This window comes from Kurthia sp. YJT4 (assembly GCF_030219945.1).
GTDB lineage: Bacteria > Bacillota > Bacilli > Bacillales_A > Planococcaceae > Kurthia > Kurthia gibsonii.
Genome location: NZ_CP126689.1, coordinates 2,886,879 through 2,910,753, shown reverse-complemented (window position 1 = coordinate 2,910,753; position 23,875 = coordinate 2,886,879). Strand labels below are relative to the sequence as shown.

Genomic DNA, 23,875 nt, shown 5'->3' with positions numbered 1-23,875 from the left:
AGCAAAGGGGATACGGTATGTTAGCTACGCATATAGAAGAGTTTATTGATTCTTTAAAGATTGAAGATATTGAAGAAGAGACTAAGCGAGTTAAAAAAATCACAAAAAGATTAAATAAATCTTATTATGAGGATTGTGAAAGCGAAACAGAGCACTGCGAGATTGTTGGATCACTTGGAAGAAAAACTGCGATTAAATCATTTAGTGATGTAGACATGCTATTTATTTTACCAACCAATAAAAAGAAGCAATATGATGAATATAAGGGCAATGGGCAATCAAAGCTACTACAAGACATAAAAAAAGAAATAAAAGAACTTTATCCAAAAACAATTGTTCGAGGTGACGGACAAGTTGTAGTTGTAAGTTTTGAAAGTTTAAAAAAGATTGTTGAAGTTTGTCCTGCATTTGAACAAACGGATGGTTCCTACTTATATCCAGATACAAATAACGGAGGGAGTTGGAAAAAAACAAACCCTATTCCAGAAATTGATGAAGCAGCTGCTTTCAATATTACTACCAATAATAATTTTAGCTATGTCTGTTATTTAGTTAGAGCTTGGAAAAATAACATTGGGTTTAAATTTGGCGGATTACTGCTTGATACATTAGTCTACAAATTCTTGAACGCAAATTCTAAATATTATTCTGCAGATTTTACTGATTATTTAGATTTGTTAAAAGACTTATTTAAGTATTTAAAAGATTTGAATGAAGATCAAGCATATTGGTATGCTCTAGGCAGTAATCAAAAAGTCTACAATAAAAAGTGTAAGTTCGTAAAGAAAGCAAAGAAGGCTTATAACAAAATTAAAGATTTAGATGAAGATAGTACAGACTTATATGAAACGCTAGTATATTTATTTGGCCAAACCTTCCCAGTTCCAGAAACAGTTAATAAATCTGTTGCCTACTTTGAATCTGCTTATACTAGAGCAACTAACACCGAGGAATTCATTGAAAATAAATTTAGAGTTGATATACGTTATTCGCTTAAAGTTGACTGTATTATTAAACAAGATGGTTATAGACCGACATTTTTAAGAGACCTTTTGAAAGGTCAAATTAGAATTAAACGCCAAAGGACACTTGAATTTTTTATTGTTGAAAATGAATTTGAGCAAATTATTAAAGAACGTAACCAAATAAATAGCTTTAGTTCGGATGAAAAAATTAAATTCGATATATATTGGAAAGTTCTGAATAGAGGTGACGAAGCAATTCGTAGAAACTGTATTCGAGGGCAAATAAAAAAGGGAATGGAAAAGCGTACAGAATCAGCAGATTTCAATGGAGATCATTTCGTAGAATGTTATATTGTTTATGAAGATACAGTAGTAGCAAGAGATCGTATTCATGTTCCTATTCAAATTGAAAATATTTTACAAAGCTCTTTTTAATCAATCTTTTTTTATAAAAACTTCAATACTTCGAACCTAAAACCCACGCATTTTGATCAATCTTTATTCAAAATACGTGGGTTTCTTCTATTATAAAATCAACATTTGCAATGTACTTTTAATCAAACTTTATTCCACTCCAACATAAAAATTATGCATTTAAAATAGAATTTGATAAGACCTGCTTATATGGATGAAATATCCATATAAGTGTTTTTTGAGTATAGTATATAGTTGTAGTATGAAATATACGATACATGCATTTAAATCATCTATTTAATTTAATAAAAAGTGAAAAATGATAGATGAAACAATGGTGTGTAAAAATCTTTGGTAAGAGGAATCGAAAATCAATCTTTATAGCAAGTCCAGAAATTAATTGAATTTGAACATGTATTGCAAGAGTTAGAAGAATACAAAGAATTACAATCTATTAAGTCCAGTTAATTCGTTTAATAGTAAGGAGTTTAAAAATTTAGAAGTAAAACGCAAGAATCATGCACTCTTTATGCTGACTTTATTTTCTATGAGATTGATTAATTAGTGGTTTGTCATTGAGTATAGTTAATAGTAACGAGATATGAGAAAGAGCGATTCTTGAAAATCTAGGACGAAGAAATATAGTCGTATGAAAAGTAAAGCATAGTAAAAAAGGCTATAAACATAGAGCAAAGTTAATGATTAATAAAATGATATGAATATCATAGGCCATAAGTTTTTTGTAAAATAGAATATAATGTTATTTGATAATTACTATTTCCATTTAAATGGTATAATAGGCGTATATAAGATTTAGCTTACAAGAGGAAACAACATAGCAACAGCAAATTTTTAATTTGGAATGAAGTCCACACATTAGGTTTTATAATCAGATAATCTTTGTAAATAAAATATTTAGTTGTTTTTTAATAAAGTTAAAGGGAATGATTCAATTGGCCAGTAAGAGAAGCGCAGAAGCGGGTATTATGGGGTTTACATATCAATTTATACAAACAGTGATTAAAATTTTAGAGACAAAAAATGAAGATACTTCTTTTACTATTGAAGGTATTGAAGATTTAGATGTTTCTACAGTAAAGGAAGAAGAATTAGTTCAATACAAGTATCATGAAGCAAAAAAGTATACACTCTCAGCTATTCAAAAACCTATAGCTTTGATGTTCAAACATTTTATTGAAAACTATTCAAAAGAAAAAAAGTGGAAAACAAAATATACTCTGTTTTGTTTTTTTGGGATTGATGAAAAAAGAAAACAAATATCTCCGAATTTAATAACAACTACTATAGAGCTTAATACAATTTTAAATTATACAGAAGCCCAAAGTATCTTAAAAGATAATACATGGTCGGAAGAGTTAGAAGAAAAGTTTTTAAAATATTTAATATTTTCCAAAGCTGATAAATTTGATGATGCTTATAAAAAATTAATTGATGTGATTAAGAATGTATTTCAAGTTAATGAAATTGAAAGTAAGGTGGGCTATTTTTCAAATGCTATTTTTTATATCAATAAATTAGCAATTCAAAAAAATCCGGATTCTAGGAAGATAACTAAGCGAGAATTTATAGATTATTTAACTAAAAATTATTTGAAAAATGAAGCAGCAATAATTCAACGTTTGTATGGAAAGGATAAATATATAGCCACTTTGAAAAAATATCTATCTTTTAAAAATGTTAAACCATATACAACGTCACATGTTTTTTATTTACCAACCATTAATTCAAAAACATCCAGATTTATCATTGATTTAGCAAAAAAATTTTTTGTATCAGGTGAAAGAAAAGATGTAAAACCCATTACTCTAATAATTAATTCAGATGAGGAACAATTAAAAAAATTAAAGCGAGAACTTTCTCAAATAACGATTTTAGAAAATCTTGATTTAGTTTTTAATGATGGATATGAAGAGTTTTATTTTAATCATAAGTATTTTAACAAAGCACCATTAATTACTTTACAAGGAAATAGGCAAAAAATAGAAAATGCAAGTTATAATTACAAATTAATATCTTTTAAAACTTTTAACTCGCACCAAAAAAATATTTTATTTGATTATCCACTGCATATTTTTATAGATGATGTAGAGGATTATGCATTACTGGATAATTATTCTAACATGAATAAATTTATTATAAATAATTTAAACGAGCAAGAAATTTTGCAATTATTTGGAGGTTGATAAGAGTGGATAAAGACGATCAATTGCGTGTACGCAGTTTTGAAAATAATAAAATTGTCATTGAAATTATAGATTTTAATAAATGGAAATCTGAAAATACAGGAGTGGATTTAAAAATAGGTTCATTTTTAAAAATTGAAGATGGTAATGATAAATCAATTATCGCCATGATTCAAAGTTTTAAAATGGCTGAAGATTTGTTAGGTGATAGTGTAGTTCAACAAAATGACCAACCTAAAGGTCACTTTTTACTAGATACATATCCTATAGGTCAACTAGAAAGCATTGATGGAGAAATATTATTTAAAAAAGGAATTAAAAATATTAGTATTCCTCCGACTTCAGTTAGTCTTCTTTTAGAAGAAGAATTCAAGGCTATTTTTGAAAAGAGAGAGCAGCCGTTTGTTTTTTCAAAGCATAGTGCAAATGAGAACGTTGATATCGTGGTTGATGGAGATAAGTTTTTTTCAAAACATCTAGCAGTTGTTGGTTCTACAGGGTCAGGAAAATCTTGTACTGTGGCTAAGCTAATTCAAGAGGCTAACAAAAGTGATAATGAGGCTATAAAAAACACACATATTATTATTTTTGATATTCATGGGGAATACGCACATGCATTTGAGAAAAGCTATAGATATCTCAATATTGAAGAAAATAATTTAGAAATACCATATTGGCTTATGAATGCTGAAGAATTAGAAGATTTTTTTATTGAGTCTAATGAAGCAAACTCACATAATCAACTATCTCAATTTAAAAAAGCAGTTATTAGTAATAAAATTAAACATAATCCTAATTTAAATGTGACTTACGATAGTCCTGTTTATTTTAACATTAACGAGGTTATTATGTATCTAAGTAACAAAAATAGGGAGTCCAGGTATTCAATAGATGATATCGAATACTATGCGCTTTCTAATGGAGAAAAAATAAAATGTGTGGATAATGAGATTCCGGAAGCATTTTGGCAAGGGCTAGATTTTTATCAACCTACTGGTAATAGCAATCATGGTATTTTAAAAAAGAAAGTATCGAAAGGATTCTTTTATGGAGAATTTAACAGATTTCTCTCTAGATTTGAAACGAAAATATTAGATAATAGACTAGATTTCATGTTAAAACAAACAAGTCTTAAAACAGTAGATTTCTTTAGAATTATTAAGAATTTGTTAGGTTATCATAACGGAAAAGATGATGCTTCAAATATAACTATAATCGATTTAAGTTCTTTACCTTTTGAAATAGTATCAATAGTTGTTTCTATAATCACAAGGTTTACATTTGAGTTTTGTTTTTTAAAAACTAAAACGAATGACACCAATGATACGCCCTATCTATTAGTTTTTGAAGAAGCACATAAGTATATACCGAAATTAAATGATGTTAAATATAAAAATACAAGAATCGCAGTAGAAAGAGTAGCTAAGGAAGGAAGAAAATATGGATTATCAAGTATGATAGTGTCTCAAAGACCTTCTGAAATTTCACCAACAGTTTTCTCACAATGTAATAATTTTGTTGTAATGCGTTTAACTAATCCTGATGATCAAAATTATGTTAAAAGATTATTACCAGATAGTTTTGATGTTTATACAGATTCTTTAGCAATGCTAGATACCAAAGAGGCTTTATTAATTGGTGATGCAGTATCAACGCCTTGTATAGTAAAAATCAATGATGCCAACCCTCTTCCTAAATCTGAAGATATTCTCTTTTTGAAAGAATGGAAAAGAGATTGGATAGATATCAAATTCGAAGAACTTTTCACAAAAATAATGACTGAAAATATAGTATTAGAAACAGTAAAATAGTCAATAAATTGCGTGAAGATAAGAAATCAAAAATCATAGAAGAAATAAGTATAAATATTGCATCGCATGCAAATATAAACATGAATTATATATAGTATATGATTCAGGAGTTACTCAAAATGAGGAGGAATTCAATAGAGGTATTGAGAGTGCAGAAGGTGTAATCAAACATTAACTGGAATTTTAATCAAACTTTATTCCAAACCTACAATTATACCCTTTAGGCTATATTGGTCTAAAGGTTTTTTTATATTCAAAATCATTCAAGACCATTTATAAATGTTACTTCATATCAAATGAATATAATGGTGAAAATAATTTAAGAGAAGTGATCTTTTAAGATGAAAATATATTCTCTTTTTAGTAGTTTGTTCATCGCATGCGGTAAGTGTATTGCAAAAAAAGAATATAACTATATAGAATGTATAACTGTTATAATAACCGTATTATAAAGGAAGTGAATTCATGAGTGATTTAGAGAGAATTAAGCTCGTGAAGCCACCATTTCCCAAGTTACGATGTTTTTCTTTCAACCTAAAAATGATTTTATAGGGGAGATTTATTTTGAAGAAAAACATCGGAAATCATGTACCGAGTTTAGTATTATTAACGATATTAGTGGGTTTTCCGCAGATTAGTGAAACGATTTTTAGTCCGACATTGCCAGCTGTTGCAAGTGCTTTTGTAGTTTCTATGAGTGATGTGCAGCTAGTCATGAGTATATATTTTGTAGCTTTTGCATTGGGTGTATTCTTTTTTGGGCGTTTGTCTGATTGGATTGGACGACGTAAAGCTATGCTGTGCGGATTATTTTTCTATTTTATTGGCAGTGTACTTTGTTTGTTAGCGAAGGAAATGGATGTATTGCTCGTTGCACGTTTTGTTCAAGCATTTGGAGCAAGTGTGGGCTCTGTTATTACGCAAACGATTTTGCGTGAGAGTTTTTCAGGGGTGCAACGTCATCAGCGCTTTGCACAAATTTCTGCTGCTTTAGCATTTACACCTGCAATCGGTCCATTAATTGGTGGCTTTACAGATTATTACGTAGGGTTTAAATGGGTATTTGTTTTATTAATTTTCATGAGTATTTTTGTTTTTTGTTATGCTTTTTTCCGTCTGCCAGAAACGGTTCAATTACCTTTAACGATACAACCAATTCGTCCAATCATAACGCGTATGTGGAGAAATTCACGTCTCTGGTATTATGGTGTTTTAATTGGTGGGATCAATGGTTTATTGTTTAGTTACTATACAGAAGCACCTTTTATTTTTACACAGTTATTTGAATTTACGAGTATGTCTTATGGATTGTTGGGTATTCTTGTAGCCTGTGCTACCATTGCAGGTGCTTATCTATCTAAGTATTTAGTCTCTAAAGTTGTGCCTGAAAAAATCATTTTGTTAGGTATAGCGATTACGTTACTAGGTGCGGTACTCTCAGCGAGTGTTGTTTTATTACCAACAACAATTCAAATGTTAGCGATGCTCATTAGTATTTTTGTATTGTTATTTGGTATGGGGACAGCTCTACCGAATTGTTTAAGCCTCGCATTAGTCGACTTTCAAGATGTATTGGGTTCAGCAAGTGCATTATTCAGTCTAGGTTATTATCTAGTAGTTAGCTTAGTGATTTATGGCATGAGCATCTGGCATAATGGTACGTTACTTGCAATGCCTCTCTATTTTATATTCATTAGTCTCGTTTTATTCATAGTCAGTTTACAAGTTTGGAGAAAAATCTAAGCGTAAAAAAGCCGAAATCGTGTTATAGCACGATTTCGGCTTTTTGTTAAGCGCTTTAATTTACTTCGATTCTTTCTCCGCAATATCCTTCACTACATCTTCAATGGTTACGTGTTGGAGTGATTTTTCCATAGCGGTTTGTGCATGGAGGAAGAGTGGTTCAATGGTACTTTGAATGTTTCGACCGACAGGACATTCGGGGTTCGGGTTGTCATGTACGCTGAATAGTTCGTGGTCTTTTACAACTTGAACGGCTTTATAGACATCAAGTAATGTAATCTCAGATAAATCTTTGGCTAGTTTGGCTCCAGCGATTCCAGGTTGTACTTCGATTAAGCCTGCTTTTTTTAGCATACCCATAATTTTTCGTATAACGGCTGGGTTCGTGTTGACGCTACCAGCTAAATATTCAGAAGAGTTTACTTCGTTTTTGTTGATTTCGAGTAATGTTAATATGTGAATGCCGACAGAGAATCTGCTACTAATCGCCATGTTTTGTCACGTTCCTTTCATTGTTTACAACATGTAATACGTGTAGTTACAAGTATAGTATAACGTTAAGAAATAAACATATGCAATGTATTCGTTGACATCTCACTAACTTGTAACTATAATGATTACAGATAAACGAATTGATTACAAGTGAAAGTATATAGGAGGAATAGAAAATGAATATTGGAATTATTGGAGCAAGTGGTAAAGTAGGAAGTCTTATTTTAAAAGAAGCGGTGAATCGTGGTCATCAAGTGACAGTTATTGTCAGAGATCAGAAAAAGATCACTGATGCAAATGTGGCAGTAGTGGAGAAAAATATTTTAGAACTAACACAAGAGGATGTAAAACCATTCGATGTGATTGTAAATGCTTTTGGTGCGCCACTTGGTGAAGAACAAGTACATGTTGATGCAGGTCATGCTTTAATTGAAGCATTAAAAGGAACAGATACAAGAGCAATTATTGTTGGTGGAGCAGGTAGTTTATATGTGGATGAAGACAAAACACTTCGTGTTGTCACCGTCAACCCAAATTGAACATTTTTTGCTCATTAAGGATGAACACTTTTTATTCGGTAAAGATTCTTTGTTGATGTTTTAAACGATGACTTTCATTGTTCATATGAATGACCTCGACTCTGTGTAACAGGCGGTCTAAAATAGCAGTCATCATCCCTTGGTTATCCACTAACTCTGTCCATTCTTCTGGACTTCGATTTGATGTCAATATTAGCGAACTTTGTTCGTATAGCTGATGTACGAGTTGAAAGAATAAAGTGGCTTCCCGTTGATCTAAAGCCATATACATCACATCATCAATAATAATTAAATCTGATGCTCTCAAACGTTTTAATTGGATTTGTGAGCGATGTGTAAATTCTTCTGTTTTCAATAACTGAATTAATTCTCCCATTGTTATGAAATAGACTTGAAAGCCTTTTTGAATGGCTTCAATGCCTAAGCCTACGGCCAATAATGTTTTCCCTGCACCAGGTGGTCCCAAAAGAATTAAATTGTAACTTTGCTCTAACCATTGGAACTCCTGCAGCTGTTTCATTTGGCGCTCTGTAATCGCTGTTTGCTCCTCTAACTGAAACATATGCAACGGCTTATGGTATGGGAAACGTGCCCACGATAAACGCTTTTCGATACTCTTTTCTTCTCGTCTTCTAAGCTCTAATGTTGTTAGTTCATCAATAAATTCTAAATATGTCCACGATACTTGTTCCGCTTGGCGGAGAAGCTCTGGGAGCCCCTCAGCGGTTTCTGCTAAACGTAATTGCTTAAATGCCTGTTGGATATCTGCCACACTTTTACTCATATTATTTGCCTCCCATACGTTGAATGTATTCTTTTAAATCTCTCGTTTGAACTGCTATTGCTAGCGATTCTTTTGATTCTTTTACAGTAGTTATTGGCTGCTCAGGTTCGATATTTGTACGCTTAAAATAGGCGACAACGTCTCGGAACTCATTTGCGCTGTATAACTTTTCTTGAATACATTTATGTATTGCTGCAGATAACCATTCGGGATTCTCTTTCGCAATTTTTTGGAATAACAATAATTGATCTCTACGATATCGACCGTATGTATGACAAACATCTTGAATATATTGTTCGGCCCCATCATATGGAAATAAAGTGAGCACATTTCGTTGTAACTCATCGAGCGACTTAGAGCGATCACGTCCATGATTTAGATTTTTTATCAACTTGCCTTTTTCTAAACTGATGGTATGTTCCGCAAGTATTTCGCCAGTATGCGGTGCTAAGATTTTTAATTTTTGCCCTTGGGGCACTATTTGTACGACTGGATAATTCGTATAGGTTCCTAGTGGAACGGAATATCGATTCGATGTGTACCGGACTGTGTTGTCCTTGTTGACATTCCTTGTTATAATTTCTGTATGGTTGCTTTCTAATATAGGAAGCGGTGTAGAGACTTTTTTTAAGTGTTGCTTTTCCAGGAGAAACACTTCGAAAGGTCTCTTTTTTGTTGTATTGTGCACTTTATAATTCCCGGTACGTTCTAACCATTTTAAAGACCTCTCATTCCAGTCCTCAAGTGTTGTATAAATTCGATTTTTAGCGAAATTATATTTTACGTATTTTACAACACTCTCTATTTTACCTTTGGATTCGGGATCTGCTTTGCGGCACAGATAGATTTTAAATTTCCGGTCTTTTATATACTGTTGAAATTCCTTTGTTAAAATGAGGTCGCCTGCATTTTCACTTACCGCAATTAAATTGTCTTGATCGTACACAATTTCATCTGTTATACCGCCATAAAACTGAAAAGCTTTTTCGTGACAGGCTATTGTATCTCTTGTCGTAAAAGGACGATCTAACCACACAGTGAATTTATGTCGAGAGTGCGCTAACACAAAGGCAACGAAGTATAATTTCACTTCTTTACCACCTGATGTTTTTTGAATAGTTTGTCCCCAATCTACTTGTAATTGCTTCCCTGGTGGCAGCTCAATGACCGCTTCGTATTCACGGGGTTCATCTACCTTATCAATTTGATAAATTTCGCGAATTTCATTTACATAACGTCTAACTGTACTTTCCCCAACATCAATTTCAGGGTATTTCTCTTGTAGCCAATCTAAAACTTGTGCCCCTGTTAAGCTTGGAAACTCAAGTAACCAACCTACAATCCAATCTTTGTATTCATCCAGCTTCTTCTTACGGCCAGTCTGACTAAACTCATTTACTGCATCTTCAAATGACATATCTAAATATTTATACACGGTATTACGTGATATTCTTAGTCGCTTTGCAATTTGCACAATCCTTAATCCACGATCACGCAATTGATGAATTTCGATATGTAACACAAGCTTCTCCTCCATTAGTACAGCCTCCTATTAAACTGATATTTCCAGTTTACAGGAAACTATTGAATTGGTGAAAAAGTGTTCAATTGAAATGAGCAAAAACTGTTAATTTTATTTTAGCGGTTACAGCGTGCCTATCACTTTTAATTTAGGCTTTGGAATAGTCATACTATAGGTTCCTTTTTTATTCTTAATTGCCTTATAGTAGTTATGGTGGCTTCCAATTCTATATTTTGAAGGCCATGAATATCCTGCTGAAATATTTACAGATGTTATTGAATGCCCTGGAGAAAAACCTTTTTTTACTTTATACTTAATTGTAATAGTTCCATCTTTATTTTTTGTGACAGATTTTGCTGTAACATATTGATCTATAACAGGGTTATTGTCAGCACTTGCTTTATTAGGAATAAATATAATGCTAGATATAAAAACTAGGTTGACTATCATTATTAAACTAATAATTTTTTTCATTAAAACCACTCCTTTTTACATACTTTACATTAAAAACCATGTAAAATTAATAAATAAAAGGAAAACAAGAATTTATATCTATAATTTTTATAAAAGGAGGTCTAATGAACTGTGAACAAAAAAGTAAAATATACCTTTTTTATAATAGGTATTATTATGATTTTTGTAGGATTACCTTATTTAATGGGTTATACCACAAACAATCTAATTAAGTACTCTTTATATTTAGGCCCAATAATTGCTATCCTTTTTATTCCTATTCCCCAAAAAAGAAAAGAATAATAAAGCATATATTCTGAATCGACTAGGGGGCTTATAAGAAAAGGCATTGTTATAGAAGATACCATCAGTGTAAAATATCGATTGAAATTTTCTCCTTTTTATGATTTTATCTATTTATTTTTGTAACACAAATGTAATATTTCGAATAATTTCTCGCAAAAGTAGAAAAGTAGAAATTTCCACTTAGCAAATTTATAAAAAAGACATTGAAGTTATCAAAAAAATCGTGGTTAAATAGATTAGCATCTAATACTTCTTAGATTGCAATAGATTCCGGTTGATAATCATATTCTTTTTGAACAATAACCCTAACTTTCTCTACATCTAGCTGCATATTCCCATAACACCCCTTTACACGAAATAGCCAATCTTTTCCATGCAAAAAAGTAGCCGTAATTGGTTACTTTTTTTTTCGTTTTTTTCATTTTTGCGTCAGCAAATTTTGCTTTTAACGGTCTGAAAAAATTTGGCTCATCGGTACGATCCGCCAAATTTTTGTGCCAGGGATTTTTGATTTTCGCACGCATCATGAACATGATGTGTAAGTGCGCCCTGTTCCTTGCAGCTCTTTTATTTTTCATTTCGAGTGCAACGACACAAAAGGTTTTAGGAATTCCTAACAAGCAAAAATGAAATTTTAGGGATTACCATGGTAATCCCGTAGCTTGCCCTCACCAAAAATCGAAAAAAATGTGTGGGCAAATGGTGGACATTCGATTTTTTTTGGTGGGCAAATGGCGGGCAAAGCCCTCAAAAGTGGTGGGCATACGGTGGGCAAATGAAAAAAATCACGCTATCACGAAAATACTAGGCTCTGCCTAGACCATCACGTAAGTGATAGCACATTTCCCTTATGCTCTTTCTCACTAATCGACAAAATGCGTGTTCAAAACAAATTTCAAAAAGTGCAAAATCATTTTTAGAAAAACGGAACCGAAAAATTTATTTTTGTGCGAGAAAAAAACAAAAAGTTGGCGATCCTTTTTTTATTTTGAATTCCCTAGCGATAATATTTTTCTAATTCATTTTCGTAAAAAGCGTGTTTTTCGTTCAACGCATTTTGATATAATTCACCAATTTCTTGGCTCATTTTTTTAGCAGGTGCTGGTGTTAATTTTTCAATTTCGTTGAAAACATACGCTGTTAACTCTTCGTTTAAGCAATGGTTAATAAATCCACGCATGGATTTAATGTGGTCGAGTTTTTTATTTTTACGTGCGTCTAAACAAACCTCAACAACTCGTAATAAGTGTTCAAGCATGATGTCTTTATGTTCTTTCCACACGTCAAACTTCGTAAAGCTGTGTACTTTGCTATAAATCATTTCTGTTACGGCTTTTACATCGGATCTGCGGTTCATTAGGCTGTTGTACATGGCTTGTTTTAATCGACTAATGAATTTTAGTGGCTTAAAGTCCGTTGGATTTTTCACTGGTTGTGTAAGCAGCGTGATTTTTCGTTCTTGCTTAATAGCGATTGATTTAGAAATGGTTTTAAACCCGTATGAATACGTATTTAATAATTTATTTTTAATGGCTTTAATAAAGACAGATTTATGTGGTGACATTTCCATATTTGCGTTTGGTGACTGTGCGACTTCGTCTGATTGCTTGCTACGCTTGAGTTCTTCGCATTCTTTCGCAATTTTTTCGATGTTTGTCCCCACTTTCTCCGTAGGGACATTTTGACATTGGTACGGTTGCCATACATAAATAGATGGGCCCTTTAAATTTGTTTTTGCTGTGCGTGTTTCGAGTGTCACAAGCATGCCTAAGTTTTTCGCTTTGGCTACGGCACGTTTGGCTGTACGTAAATCAAAACTAAAGTCGAATTCTTCTTTTGCGACTTTAACAACGGTCTTTAATTTTAGTGTAGCGATTCCTGGCACCTTTACAGAGTGTCTCACAATCGTTTTAAGGGCTTGTAGCTCTTTTCTGCCGAATTCCTTCTTGTGATCCGCTAACCACATCTCAAAGGCTGTATTGAGGTCTTTAGCGGTTGTGAAGTTGGCAAATGCCTTATAAGGGGTAGCGTCAGATTTCCGCAGATTTACAACGATAAGGAGTTTTAATAACGTTGGTTAGTAAGATTTTGTTTTTGAGCAATGTTTTGAAACAAATTATCCTCAAAATATAGCCACTTTTAGCAGCATTACTAGGTTGTATCAAAATCCGTCGTTTATAGGACAGTTATTCCTTATCTTTGTTATATCAAGCAGTTTAAAGTAACTATAAGGGCTTAACGTTGTAAATCCGCATTTTTATGACGGGACCCCAACATAAAACGAATTAAGGTAAAATAAAAAATGAGCTCGGTACAATACCGAACTCATTTTTTACAAGATGTTTAAACGAAATAACTATGTCTAATTTTTAGGGATCACTTCAATTATCTTGCTTTTTTGTAATCTTATAACTTAATCTCCTAAGTCATATTTTAACTTTGAACTATAATAACTTGTATCAAAATCAAAATTTATTAATTTGTTCAAATCATAACTTTTTTGTTTATAAATTTCCTTCATATATTGTAAGAAAATATAACGACAAGCGTAGAGCTCACTTACATCATCTGTATCCTCTCGTAATTCAACATAGTCAATTTCTTCATCGTAAGTATCATGTGTGATCGCTTCAAATTCTAAATTCGTATGCCACATGAAATCTAAAAAACCTTGTAAAACGGCTTCTTTATAGGTATCTAATGAAAAAGTCGCGATTACTTGTTTTTCATAATGGAATTCTACGGTTTTTTTATGATAAAAAATTGTGATTTTAAAATTATCCATAACATAATCACTCTCATAAAGTGCTAAATAAGTATTTCTATCAAGAGATTTATCTTGTGGTAATAAAGTTGAAATTAGAGTAAACCAAAAATTATATAATTCATCTACTTTTGTATCAAACTTATCAAAAAGCAATGGTTCACCATCTACATAGAAAACAACTCTACCTCCAGGATATCCCCCAGATCGTCCAAATGCATAATTAAATACATCTAAATCGTCCAAATTTGTCATTTCGATATAACCTGGATACGTTTGATTTTCATCTAGCTCTTCTTTTTCAGGTGGAATTTTAATGTATGATTTAATTTCAAGTTTCATTTTTCTTACTTCCTTTCAGCAGGATAAAAAGAAGATACTGTTAATGTTTTCTTATTCCCTATATTAATACGTAATTTATAATTTACTTTATTTATTTTTTTTTTTATAAACTATAATTTGAGATTTGTCTTTTCCTTTTGCTCGTTTAACTATATGTTTGGAGTTACTATTAATTGTTTGTTGTATATAATTCCAAATTTTTTTAATACTAATATCAGGATCAAAGAATGTCTTTCCTTCTACTTTTTCTCCTTTCCAATATTTAAGATGATGTTCAACTAAAATATGTTCTAATGTATTAGAGCCCATTTTTACTACTTTCCCTGTTTTTCCTACTTTAAAGGTATCACCTTTATAATCTTTCAAAGCCTTTTTTGCTTTTTTCTTAGGTTGTCCTTTGTAAGTTTTTCCTGCAATCTTAATTGAATTTTTTGTTAGATTTTTTGCAGCTACTGATGCTACTCCTCTAATAATAACGCCACCAATTGCGATGGCAATTGGAATCCATTTAGCTTGATTAATCAATTCTTTTAATTCTGGAATATCTTTTTTAAATCCAAAACTCATATTAATGATATCTACATCTTGATCGATTGCTTTTTGCAACGCTGTTAATACTTTCTGTTCAGAAACATTAGTACCAGAACTTGTTACCGAATAATCAATAATTGTTATTTTTTTCTGATTATTTTTCTCAATCTTGCTTAATATAGCTTTTAACATGATATCTGCATGAGTATCTGTTGTTTTTTCATAAGATTCTACAATTACTTCACTATATTTTTTTTTTGATAGCCCTGAGTCTAAAAGAGCAATTTTAACATGATTAGGTACTACTACATTTTTGTTATTAAAATAAATTAATAAAGTACCTAAAGAAAAAATAAAAGAAGCAATAACCATAGTATAAGTAGTTCAGTTTTGGAGTACAAAAAGTGAAAATGTAAACCTAAATGAGTATCAAATTGCAACTGAATTTGATACTCGTTTTTTATTGTTAAATCAACGTTTGTTGTTAATTTACACCACAAAATGTAAGTTAAAATGTATATAAAAATGCGAACGTGAAATAATTATTGTAGGAATGCAAATTGGTGTGTTAAAATGGTTACAATTTACTAAGCAAAAAGGGGTGCATTTTCCTATGCAATTTCTTGAGCCAAAAAATAAGAACGCTAAGTCTGTGGATTGGGAAATATCAGAGCAAGTAAGGGTGATAGTTAAGCAATACGCTGAATATGCAGAGCGTACTGAAAGCGAAGCAGTGGATGAATTCTTATTGAACATTTTAGACGATAAGAAGTTTATTGAATGGATTGCCAACAAGCGAAGTAATAAGCGGATTGTTGAAAAAATGGGTATCAAAGATAGAGTGGGTTGATAGACAATGACCAAGCTTAAAAGATTAGCCACGAAGGAAGATGAAATTGTAGATGTTAAAATTCCGATTTCAAACGAAGAATTAAAAGATAGGGCTAAACAATATGATTTATTAACTCCAAAACGATTTGCAACAAGGTATAACAAAATGTTGTTCTTGCCAACGTCTTTTAAATGGAACGGTTCTGAATATCCCATTCAATATAATTACTGCATCAATCCGTTTTGTTGTAATTTTGGGAAAGAACAGCACAAATTCAAAGATGTAAAAGGGAAACCAAGTCGATATAAAATGACTGGTAGTTCCAAAGATAAAGGTCATAAAGGTATGTACTGCAATGACAATCCTATTGGCAGAGGTGTATCGCAAAACTGTACAGTAACCCCTTTATCTAATTGGTCTGTTGTTGAAGAAATTAAACGCCTTATAGAAATCAATAGCATCCAAGATGTTGAGCCAGATTATCAATTTCATAAAGAAGGCTGCTCGGAAGAAGAATCAACCCCATTCAATGAGCCGAAGCAATTTTACAAAAGGGGGAAAAGTAGGGGCAAATCTCAACGCTATCAATGTAAGGCGTGTAAGAAGTTCACTAATGTTCTACCAAAAAGAGAAGAAACCACTACTTATCACCAACAAAAGAACACCATTCTTCCAATGTTCGCTAAGATGGTTGTTGGAAGGGTTTCAGTCAGTCGTACTTGTGATATTTTAGGAATTGGAGTTGGAACCTACTATCATAAGCTGGAGTGGCTGTATAGGCGTTGTTTGGAGTTTTTAGAACGATATGAGACACAACCCCTTCAAACAAAGAAATTTAACGAGATGTGGCTTAATACGGACAAGATGCACTACTACCTAAATAACGTCCGTAAGAAAGGACAAGGTTCAAAGAAATATACGGGGTTTGAAGACCTTAATATGCAAACGTATATAGTTGTATCTGCTGAGGTCTTATCAAGATATGTGTTCCGTTCTGATGTTGCCTATGATTGGAATATTTCAATGGATGAATTAAATGAAGATACAAGAAAATTCAAAGAAGACCATCTCAATACTTTTAGTCGTAAAAATGATAGGTTAGATTGGTCTTATTATCCACAAGAACCATCCGCTAACGATAGCGAAAATAGGAATGCTTATCTTCACGAATTAGGGAAAATTACTAATAGGAGTAGATTTGTCGATGGTTTAAATGTTGATGCTCCTTATACTACAACTGCTCACTATTGGTTAATTAAACAAATGGTTAATGCCGACGAATGGCGAATGATTAGTGATGATGACTTCTCTATTAGAAACGCCTTTTATAGAGTATTCACGAAAGAATTAAGGTTGAGCGATGCACATCATTTTATTTGCCAAGTTAACAAGACGAAAAGCAGAAAACAATGCTTAAAAGAATTCGGACAAGCAAAAGCAGAACTGCTCGATTGGGGAGATATCAGAGGATTCAAAACAAAGTTTCTACGGACTTTGGCATCTCATTATCTAACTGAATTACTAACAAGTCATCAATTCCACGAAGAGGCTATTAGTAAAGATGGAGAAAGATATCGCAAATATGCCGATAACCCTATCAAACATCCATTAGCCACTAAGGATAAAGGATTTTATTCAGTTGATTGTAGAACGGATTTATCTGCTCTGGAACCAAACGAAATCGCAAAGATGCTATTAAATGTTAATGACCATTCGACCAATAGCTTTATTCAACAGATAAGACGTTATATATCATCTCTTGAAAGACCATTAACAACAGCTCGTGGTGATAAGAAGAGCTATATTTACGCTAACTTCAATCCGAAGTATGCTCAATTTGCGATTACAATTCTAAGAACTTACTACAACTTTTGTCGCCCTTTTAAATCAGCGGATAAAAAGGTTTTGACACCTGCTCAAAGATTAGGGATTACAGATAAACAATTTGATTGGAAAGATATAATTTATTTCAAATGACAAAAAGAGCTTGGAGTAATCCCAAGCTCTTGTGCTTTATCTTTACTGTTCTTCTTCAATTAACGCACCCGTTAACTCAATAAGTTTTTTCTTTCATATACATGAAAATAGTAGTTATACGGATTTTTATCATTCTTTATCCCTTTTTGGGCAAATACCTCATTCCATTCCTCATAATTCACTTCTGGAAAAAAAGTATCTCCTTCGAATTCATGATGTATTTTTGTGATGTACATTTTCTCAACATAAGGGAAAAACAAATTATAAATCTGTTCTCCTCCGAAAATAAAAATTTCTTCTTCGTTTTTACATAACTCAAAAACATCTTCTATTGAATGAACAATTTCACAACCATTAAAGGTAAACCCCTTATCTCTCGTCAGAATAATATTTCTTCTGTCAGGTAAGGCTCTTCCGATTGATTCAAGGTTCTTCCTACCTAATATTATCGGATGTCCCTTTGTAGTATTTTTAACATATTCCCAGTCCTTGGGAATCCTCCAAGGAATGTCATTCTCTTTGCCAATCACTCTATTCTTATCCATCGCAGCAATCAAAGAAACTTTCATTTATAACACAGCCTTTTTAACTAATTTACCATCTAATTTCTTATTTCTATCAAAAAACCTTTTCTCATTATCCTGCCCGTTAGTTGAATAAGCAATTTTTTCTATAAGTTATATTATCATAATACCACAAAATCACAAATTTTCATTCAATTATCATTTTCAATTGCATTTTATAAATCATTTTGTATGTAATTTGGTATGTAAGTTAAAATGAAAAAAGTAGTCCATTTTGAAGTACATTTTGTCATTTTGTACTCCAAAACTGAACTACTTAACCATAGTATGGTTCCCTTTATTTTTACTCAGAGTGGGGTTAAACCGCTTACATCTATCAACATGTCGCAACGATATGTTGAGCTGTATGAAAAATTTAAAGAATGTGATTCTATTGCAATTATTGGATATGGTTTTAACGGAGATGATGGTCATATAAATGGAATGTTTAGAAGTTTAATAGAAGAGGAAAATAAGGACGTTCATATTTTTCATTATTCTACTGAAAAGATGAATCAATCTTCTCTTCAAAGAATGTATAAAAACAAATTAAGAATAGATTCAACACAACATTTACATGTTCATTTAATCAATCATCAAAGGTACACTAAAGGAGATGGTTGGTTTAAAAATTTATAAAATGATCAATCTTTTTTATAAAAAGTAAATCCGCTTAAATATGAAACCTATATATTTTGATCAATCTTTGTTCAAAATGTGTGGGTTTCTTCTATCTATAAAATGAACATTCTATAAAATTAACATTTGCAGCATACTTTTAATCAAACTTTATTCCAAACCAACATTATAGAACTAAGCATTTAAAATAGAATTTGATTTAACCCTACCTACATGGATATTTTGTGCATATAGGTAGGGTTTATTTTTGAATAAAACAGATTTTTTCTATATAACCCTTTTTATGGTAACTTTGTCATTTGTGAAGCGTTCTATTTTATAGACAAAAATTAAAGGGGTGTAAGATGCAAAAATCAATGAAGGGTATTTTATGGGGAATTTTTCTGCTCTATTTACTATTGTTAACGTATCAATTACTGATGAAATATTATAGTATCAGTCAGATTGGGCGCTTATTGTTGTTTCAAGAGGAAGGGCTATTCTTTTTGAAAGAAGTGAATCTTGTGCCTTTCCATACGATTCAATCGTATGTACAAATCGAGGGAACAACGTTTTTGAGTGCGATGCGTAATCTTATTGGGAATGTTATTGGTTTTGTACCGTTTGGCTTCTTTGCTGCACTGATCATTTTCAAGCGTCCAACATGGCTGAAGGTAATTGGGGCAACTTTTATGTGTAGTTTATTCTATGAAACAATCCAATATATTTTCACGCTCGGACTATTTGATGTGGACGATTTACTATTAAATACGCTTGGTGGAGCAATCGGCTATGGGTGCTACTGGATTATGAAGCGATATTTAGAGAGATTGAAAAGAAATCGGATAACAACTGTCTGAGACCCAAACATGATGCGAAAGAAATAGTATATATAAGTAAAAAGATGCTTTTTTTAGTGAATGATAGAAGTGGTTAATTTTGTATGATAACCTTTTATAAGGAAATTATATGAAGGGAGTATGTATGTGTCATTAAAGTACATACATAATCAGATTATGCCTTATCAAAAATCGTTTTACTTATTTATTTATTATATTGTTTTTACCGTATTTGTTTGTTTAGTTTTTTCTTCACTTGCTACTTCTTTTGAGAATAGCGGGAAGTTAGAAGATGACTTAACCGAACAAAGTTTTCAATTAACTGTTTCACAAGAGCAAAGTCCAAGCGTTACGGTGAAAGAATGGTTAGATACCGTTCGCAAAAAGGATGACTCTTTTTTAGTGATGAAGCGCGATGCTTCGTATGTTAGTAAGGAAATCTTTCTTCAAAACTATCCTTTCCGATTAGCAAGTGATAAAAAAATCGAGGGGTTACCTAATCAAAGTGCTTTCGTCGATGAAAGTTATAAACAAAATTTTAATGAAGGTTCAGGTAAACCCTCTCTTCGTGCTTTTGGGAAGGTCTACACAGTGTATGCAACATTTAATAACCCAAATGATAGTTTGCGCATGAATAGTACGATTTACTACACGATGAATCAGAAGGCGAAGTTTGAAGGAGATTTTTTAATAGATGGAATCGAAAAAAAGAAATTACAAGAGGTTGTACATACATTTCAAATGCAACATGAAGGCGTAGATTTGGAACTTACATCGAATCAATTATCTCTAATGGAACGTATAACATTTGTCTTTAAAGAACAAATGATTTTACTAATTGTATTGATGCTGACACTTATTTTAATTTTGATTAATACCATTGCGACGATTATTACATGGATTGAGTCACGTAAAGAAGAAATTCATATTCGTTATATGGTTGGTGGCAGCTACCAAAGGATTCAATGGGGATTATTAAAAGATTATTGGTTTATTATTTTCAGTAGCTTTATCATCGGGACAATCATTGCGTATGCAATTTATCAGATTCAGCTATTTGATACATTAATTCATACGTTTCGCTTTGATGCGGTACTCTATACATTCATTTTCTGTTTTGTATTAGGTACGAGTATTGCATATCCAAGTATTCGTTATTACGATCAAACGCATATTGTGAAAAAGGAGCGAAAACGATAGATGAAGCAAATACAATTTGCCTTAGAGGATTTGTGGAAGCGTAAATGGCTCTCTCTATTATTATGGCTACAGTGTATTCTTTTACTTTTCATTGCGAATTTTGTTATTGAAAACATCAAAGATTTATCCAATATGAAACAAGAAGTGAATCGCTTAACAAAGTCAGAGCCAATTTACTATTTCTACGATTTAACAACGGAAAAACAGTTAGATCAGACGTTGAATCAGCCAAAACATTTAGATGATTATAAAGCAATTTATAAAAAAATTTATGAGAAGAAAGATAGTCGAGCCTTTTCATTATATACAACAACATATCCATTTGACTTACAGTATTTCGAACCTAATTTACGTGATGTCATTGTGGAGGGACATCAAGTCTATATTGATGTTTTACCTTTTGCAAATGCTTCATTTTATGATTTTGCGCAATTGAAGTTATCGCAGGGAAGATACTTTCATCAGGATGAAATTCAAACGACAAAGCAACCTATTCCGGTTGTTATTGGTTCAGGATTAGCAGCGTCACTACAAGTGGGTAGTGAATTTACGAGTGATGAGGAACATTATCGTGTTATTGGTATTCTAGAAGAGAATATGAGTTATATTAATCTCGCTGCATCAAAAGATTTTATCTCATTGGATTATGCAATCTTACTGCCAACACCTGTATTAGAGGATAATACAGATTATTATGCGCTATTAAGTGGGACGATGATTCCAACTTCAAATGAACAAGAGATACGTGATACGATGGCATTTATTCAAAATCAGGGGCATGTCTCTTTTGTTTATCGAGATTTAAGTAAGCAGATGCCTTATGTAATGGAAGATAAGAAAAAGTGGATTCAAATGCAGTTGATGCTTACGATTTTAATTAGTATTTTCACATTGATTAGCATTACCGTATCGTATTTACAATTTATTCGAAAATACACGTTTGAGCTAGGTGTACATATTTTAACAGGTGCAACGAAAAATCAAATTATCTTCCGTTTATGTAGCCAGCTTATTATATTATTTGCACTTGCCAATAGTGTCGTATTTATGATTCTTCATCGATTCCAAATCTCAATCATGATGACGGTGATTTCTTGTATGATTTTATGGATTGTACCCATCATTCGTATTCGAAAAATGAAAATTGATCAAATGCTAAGGAGAAAATCATGAAGAAATTAATAGAAGTGAAACATTTATCAAAGAGTTATCGCATCTCATCAAAAGAGCAAGTTCAAGCTTTGCAAGATGTGAACTTCACCATTCATGAAGGAGAAATGATTGCAATTGTTGGAACATCTGGTTCTGGTAAATCTACATTGTTACGTATTTTAGGGTGTATTGATTCACAAACAACAGGTCATTATCATCTGAATGGTTTTGATATTGAGGGGAAAACGGATCAAGAATTAGCGCACATACGAAATCAATCGATTGGCTTTGTAATGCAAGACTTTTCATTAATTGAGGACTACTCTGTGAAAAAGAACGTGTTATTGCCACTTACGTATGAAAAGAATAAAGAAAAGAGACAACAACAAAAACAACATTTGTTACCATTGCTTCAAAAGCTCAATATAGCGAGTAAAGAGAATCAAAAAGTAACTTCTTTATCTGGTGGACAAAAACAGCGTGTCGCGATTGCACGTGCATTAATTAATAATCCAGCTATTTTATTAGCTGATGAACCAACAGGTGCTTTAGATCAAAAGACTTCCAAAGAAATCATGAACATTTTACATGAACTTCATGCAGAAGGAAAAACGATTATTATTGTGACACATGACTTACAAATCGCTGAACAATGTCAGCGCATTTTTAGAATTGAAGACGGTCTGTTAAATGAAGTCTATCCTTAAAATTGGAACAATCTAACATATGAAACGTCATGTATGTTTCATAAGGAGGGATTGTTCATGGAGATGATTTTTTTAAGTATAGCGCTTGTTGCAACAGTAATCAGGCTTTTACAGTTTAAGAGAGGTTATATAGCGATGTGGGTGGCGCTTTCAGCAACTGCGTTAACTCTGTGTTCGTTTATAACGATGATTGTAGGTTGGATCAGTCAGAATGATATGAGCGCCTTAGCGGATGTGGTTCCGACTATGCATATAGTGTATTGGATTTTTACGGTGTGTATGATTGTACTAAATGTATTACCACTCGTTCTAAAAAAGAAAAATCAAGTGAAGTATGTATCGTGAGGGTAGGTTGAAAAGGACGTATTCCTTTTAAAGTACCAATAAAAATAAAGGAGTTATGTAATGGATTATCCATCTATGACACCATCGTTTAATATGAAACCCTTTGAAGAGATGAATAAAAAAGAAGCGAAACAATATTTTGAATGGTATGTATCACAAATACCAGAACGAATGGCGATTTTAAAACAAGTGTCAAACGGACAAATTCTGCTTGATTACTCTAAAGAATCATTGATTCCTCTTTTTACATGGTTTCTATCAACTATTACGATTGATCAACTATCTGAAGAAGAGATTGAAGCAAAACTAGAAAATTTGCTTCAATATCCTGATTTCGCTTTTGAAGATGCAAAAGAACGACTTCTTGCAAATCCAGTGGAATTAAAGGAAGAAGATTATGCTTTAGCAATGGATATTGCGATTTATTATGGTGAAACACTTATTAAAAATTACCCTCAAGTACATTGGACATACCTTACTAAACCTAAATCACATATCTACTTAAATGAGCCTATTCTCGATGTTACAGATGATATTGGATTTCTAAAAAGAAATCCTAACAATTTACTAATGGTACTGATCGAATATATAAAAGAAAACGATATACAAAACACTACACTATATGAAATGTTTTTAATGGATGTTGATAGCATTCTTGGTAAAGATCTTGATGATGAATAAAATTATCCCTTCAACTCTAGAGAATGTATTACCACTCGTTTTCAAAAAATGAGCTAATTAATTGTATCCATGCGTTAAAAAATGTAAGCTA

Annotated in this window: 23 protein-coding genes and 1 pseudogene; 15 read left to right on the top strand and 9 right to left on the bottom strand. The window is 32.1% G+C overall.

The window, feature by feature from the left end; all coding sequences use genetic code 11:
- Window positions 1-17: 17 nt before the first annotated feature.
- The 4 genes from QN089_RS14555 (at window position 18) to QN089_RS14540 (ending at window position 7,137) form a co-directional block, all read left to right on the top strand.
- Complete coding sequence (locus QN089_RS14555) at window positions 18-1,400, top strand: nucleotide-binding domain-containing protein (protein WP_285215611.1); 1,383 nt, start codon at window positions 18-20, stop codon at window positions 1,398-1,400.
- A 923-nt stretch (window positions 1,401-2,323) separates the two neighbouring features.
- Window positions 2,324-3,583, top strand: a complete 1,260-nt coding sequence (locus QN089_RS14550; protein WP_285215610.1) for a hypothetical protein — start codon at window positions 2,324-2,326, stop codon at window positions 3,581-3,583.
- 5 nt (window positions 3,584-3,588) lie between these two features.
- Entirely contained in the window at window positions 3,589-5,394 is a 1,806-nt protein-coding gene (locus tag QN089_RS14545) for an ATP-binding protein (protein WP_285215609.1), read from the top strand.
- Between the two features lie 564 nt (window positions 5,395-5,958).
- Entirely contained in the window at window positions 5,959-7,137 is a 1,179-nt protein-coding gene (locus tag QN089_RS14540; RefSeq protein ID WP_285215608.1) for a multidrug effflux MFS transporter, read from the top strand.
- 60 nt (window positions 7,138-7,197) lie between these two features.
- Here QN089_RS14540 and QN089_RS14535 read toward each other — a convergent pair whose 3' ends face one another.
- Entirely contained in the window at window positions 7,198-7,629 is a 432-nt protein-coding gene (locus QN089_RS14535) for an Rrf2 family transcriptional regulator (protein WP_285215607.1), read from the bottom strand.
- Between the two features lie 176 nt (window positions 7,630-7,805).
- On the opposite strand from QN089_RS14535, the pseudogene QN089_RS14530 reads away from it, so the two are divergent.
- A pseudogene (locus QN089_RS14530) lies at window positions 7,806-8,147 on the top strand (NAD(P)-dependent oxidoreductase); the annotation flags it as partial.
- Between the two features lie 52 nt (window positions 8,148-8,199).
- Here the strand turns inward: QN089_RS14530 and istB are convergent.
- From istB to QN089_RS14515, 3 genes are all read right to left on the bottom strand, one after another.
- Window positions 8,200-8,952: an IS21-like element helper ATPase IstB gene (gene istB / locus QN089_RS14525; protein WP_074036667.1), complete on the bottom strand. Its 753-nt coding sequence runs from the start codon at window positions 8,950-8,952 to the stop codon at window positions 8,200-8,202.
- A 1-nt stretch (window position 8,953) separates the two neighbouring features.
- Window positions 8,954-10,474 carry an IS21 family transposase gene (gene istA, locus QN089_RS14520; RefSeq protein ID WP_405027609.1) on the bottom strand — a complete coding sequence of 507 codons (1,521 nt, stop codon included), beginning with the start codon at window positions 10,472-10,474 and terminating at the stop codon, window positions 8,954-8,956.
- Between the two features lie 123 nt (window positions 10,475-10,597).
- A complete protein-coding gene (locus QN089_RS14515; RefSeq protein ID WP_285215605.1) occupies window positions 10,598-10,948 on the bottom strand; it encodes a hypothetical protein in 351 nt (116 codons plus the stop codon).
- A 111-nt stretch (window positions 10,949-11,059) separates the two neighbouring features.
- Between QN089_RS14515 and QN089_RS14510 the strand changes: the two genes are divergently transcribed.
- Window positions 11,060-11,230 carry a hypothetical protein gene (locus QN089_RS14510; RefSeq protein ID WP_156422314.1) on the top strand — a complete coding sequence of 57 codons (171 nt, stop codon included), beginning with the start codon at window positions 11,060-11,062 and terminating at the stop codon, window positions 11,228-11,230.
- Between the two features lie 308 nt (window positions 11,231-11,538).
- Here the strand turns inward: QN089_RS14510 and QN089_RS14505 are convergent, their stop codons facing one another.
- The 4 genes from QN089_RS14505 to QN089_RS14490 all read right to left on the bottom strand — a co-directional run bounded on the left by QN089_RS14505 (window position 11,539) and on the right by QN089_RS14490 (window position 15,242).
- Window positions 11,539-11,766, bottom strand: coding sequence for a hypothetical protein (locus QN089_RS14505; RefSeq protein ID WP_156422315.1), 228 nt, complete (start codon window positions 11,764-11,766; stop codon window positions 11,539-11,541).
- A 464-nt stretch (window positions 11,767-12,230) separates the two neighbouring features.
- Window positions 12,231-13,199: a hypothetical protein gene (locus QN089_RS14500; RefSeq protein ID WP_156422316.1), complete on the bottom strand. Its 969-nt coding sequence runs from the start codon at window positions 13,197-13,199 to the stop codon at window positions 12,231-12,233.
- A gap of 447 nt (window positions 13,200-13,646) precedes the next feature.
- Window positions 13,647-14,339, bottom strand: a complete 693-nt coding sequence (locus tag QN089_RS14495; protein WP_285215604.1) for a hypothetical protein — start codon at window positions 14,337-14,339, stop codon at window positions 13,647-13,649.
- 87 nt (window positions 14,340-14,426) lie between these two features.
- Window positions 14,427-15,242: a S8 family serine peptidase gene (locus tag QN089_RS14490; protein ID WP_285215603.1), complete on the bottom strand. Its 816-nt coding sequence runs from the start codon at window positions 15,240-15,242 to the stop codon at window positions 14,427-14,429.
- Window positions 15,243-15,435: 193 nt separating this feature from the next.
- Here QN089_RS14490 and QN089_RS14485 point away from each other — a divergent pair, with 193 nt between their 5' ends.
- Together QN089_RS14485 and QN089_RS14480 are read left to right on the top strand one after the other, a co-directional pair.
- Entirely contained in the window at window positions 15,436-15,720 is a 285-nt protein-coding gene (locus tag QN089_RS14485; protein ID WP_000922261.1) for a hypothetical protein, read from the top strand.
- 6 nt (window positions 15,721-15,726) lie between these two features.
- Window positions 15,727-17,679, top strand: a complete 1,953-nt coding sequence (locus QN089_RS14480; RefSeq protein ID WP_000163792.1) for a hypothetical protein — start codon at window positions 15,727-15,729, stop codon at window positions 17,677-17,679.
- A 71-nt stretch (window positions 17,680-17,750) separates the two neighbouring features.
- On the opposite strand, the gene dfrG is transcribed toward QN089_RS14480, so the two are convergent.
- On the bottom strand, window positions 17,751-18,248 hold the full coding sequence (dfrG, locus tag QN089_RS14475) for a trimethoprim-resistant dihydrofolate reductase DfrG (RefSeq protein WP_000868795.1): 498 nt from the start codon (window positions 18,246-18,248) through the stop codon (window positions 17,751-17,753).
- Between the two features lie 210 nt (window positions 18,249-18,458).
- On the opposite strand from dfrG, the gene QN089_RS14470 reads away from it, so the two are divergent.
- The 7 genes from QN089_RS14470 (at window position 18,459) to QN089_RS14440 (ending at window position 23,784) form a co-directional block, all read left to right on the top strand.
- Complete coding sequence (locus QN089_RS14470; RefSeq protein ID WP_285215602.1) at window positions 18,459-18,881, top strand: hypothetical protein; 423 nt, start codon at window positions 18,459-18,461, stop codon at window positions 18,879-18,881.
- 344 nt (window positions 18,882-19,225) lie between these two features.
- Window positions 19,226-19,720 carry a VanZ family protein gene (locus tag QN089_RS14465; RefSeq protein ID WP_285215601.1) on the top strand — a complete coding sequence of 165 codons (495 nt, stop codon included), beginning with the start codon at window positions 19,226-19,228 and terminating at the stop codon, window positions 19,718-19,720.
- Window positions 19,721-19,846: 126 nt separating this feature from the next.
- Entirely contained in the window at window positions 19,847-20,899 is a 1,053-nt protein-coding gene (locus tag QN089_RS14460; protein WP_285215600.1) for an ABC transporter permease, read from the top strand.
- Entirely contained in the window at window positions 20,900-22,072 is a 1,173-nt protein-coding gene (locus QN089_RS14455; RefSeq protein WP_285215599.1) for an ABC transporter permease, read from the top strand. It abuts the gene before it with no gap.
- The gene (locus tag QN089_RS14450) at window positions 22,069-22,758 is read left to right on the top strand and encodes an ABC transporter ATP-binding protein (RefSeq protein ID WP_285215598.1); all 690 of its coding nucleotides are present in this window, start codon (window positions 22,069-22,071) and stop codon (window positions 22,756-22,758) included. The genes QN089_RS14455 and QN089_RS14450 overlap by 4 nt, the downstream gene beginning before the upstream one ends.
- Before the next feature lie 57 nt (window positions 22,759-22,815).
- On the top strand, window positions 22,816-23,103 hold the full coding sequence (locus QN089_RS14445; RefSeq protein WP_285215597.1) for a hypothetical protein: 288 nt from the start codon (window positions 22,816-22,818) through the stop codon (window positions 23,101-23,103).
- 60 nt (window positions 23,104-23,163) lie between these two features.
- A complete protein-coding gene (locus QN089_RS14440) occupies window positions 23,164-23,784 on the top strand; it encodes a hypothetical protein (protein ID WP_285215596.1) in 621 nt (206 codons plus the stop codon).
- Window positions 23,785-23,875: the final 91 nt, after the last annotated feature.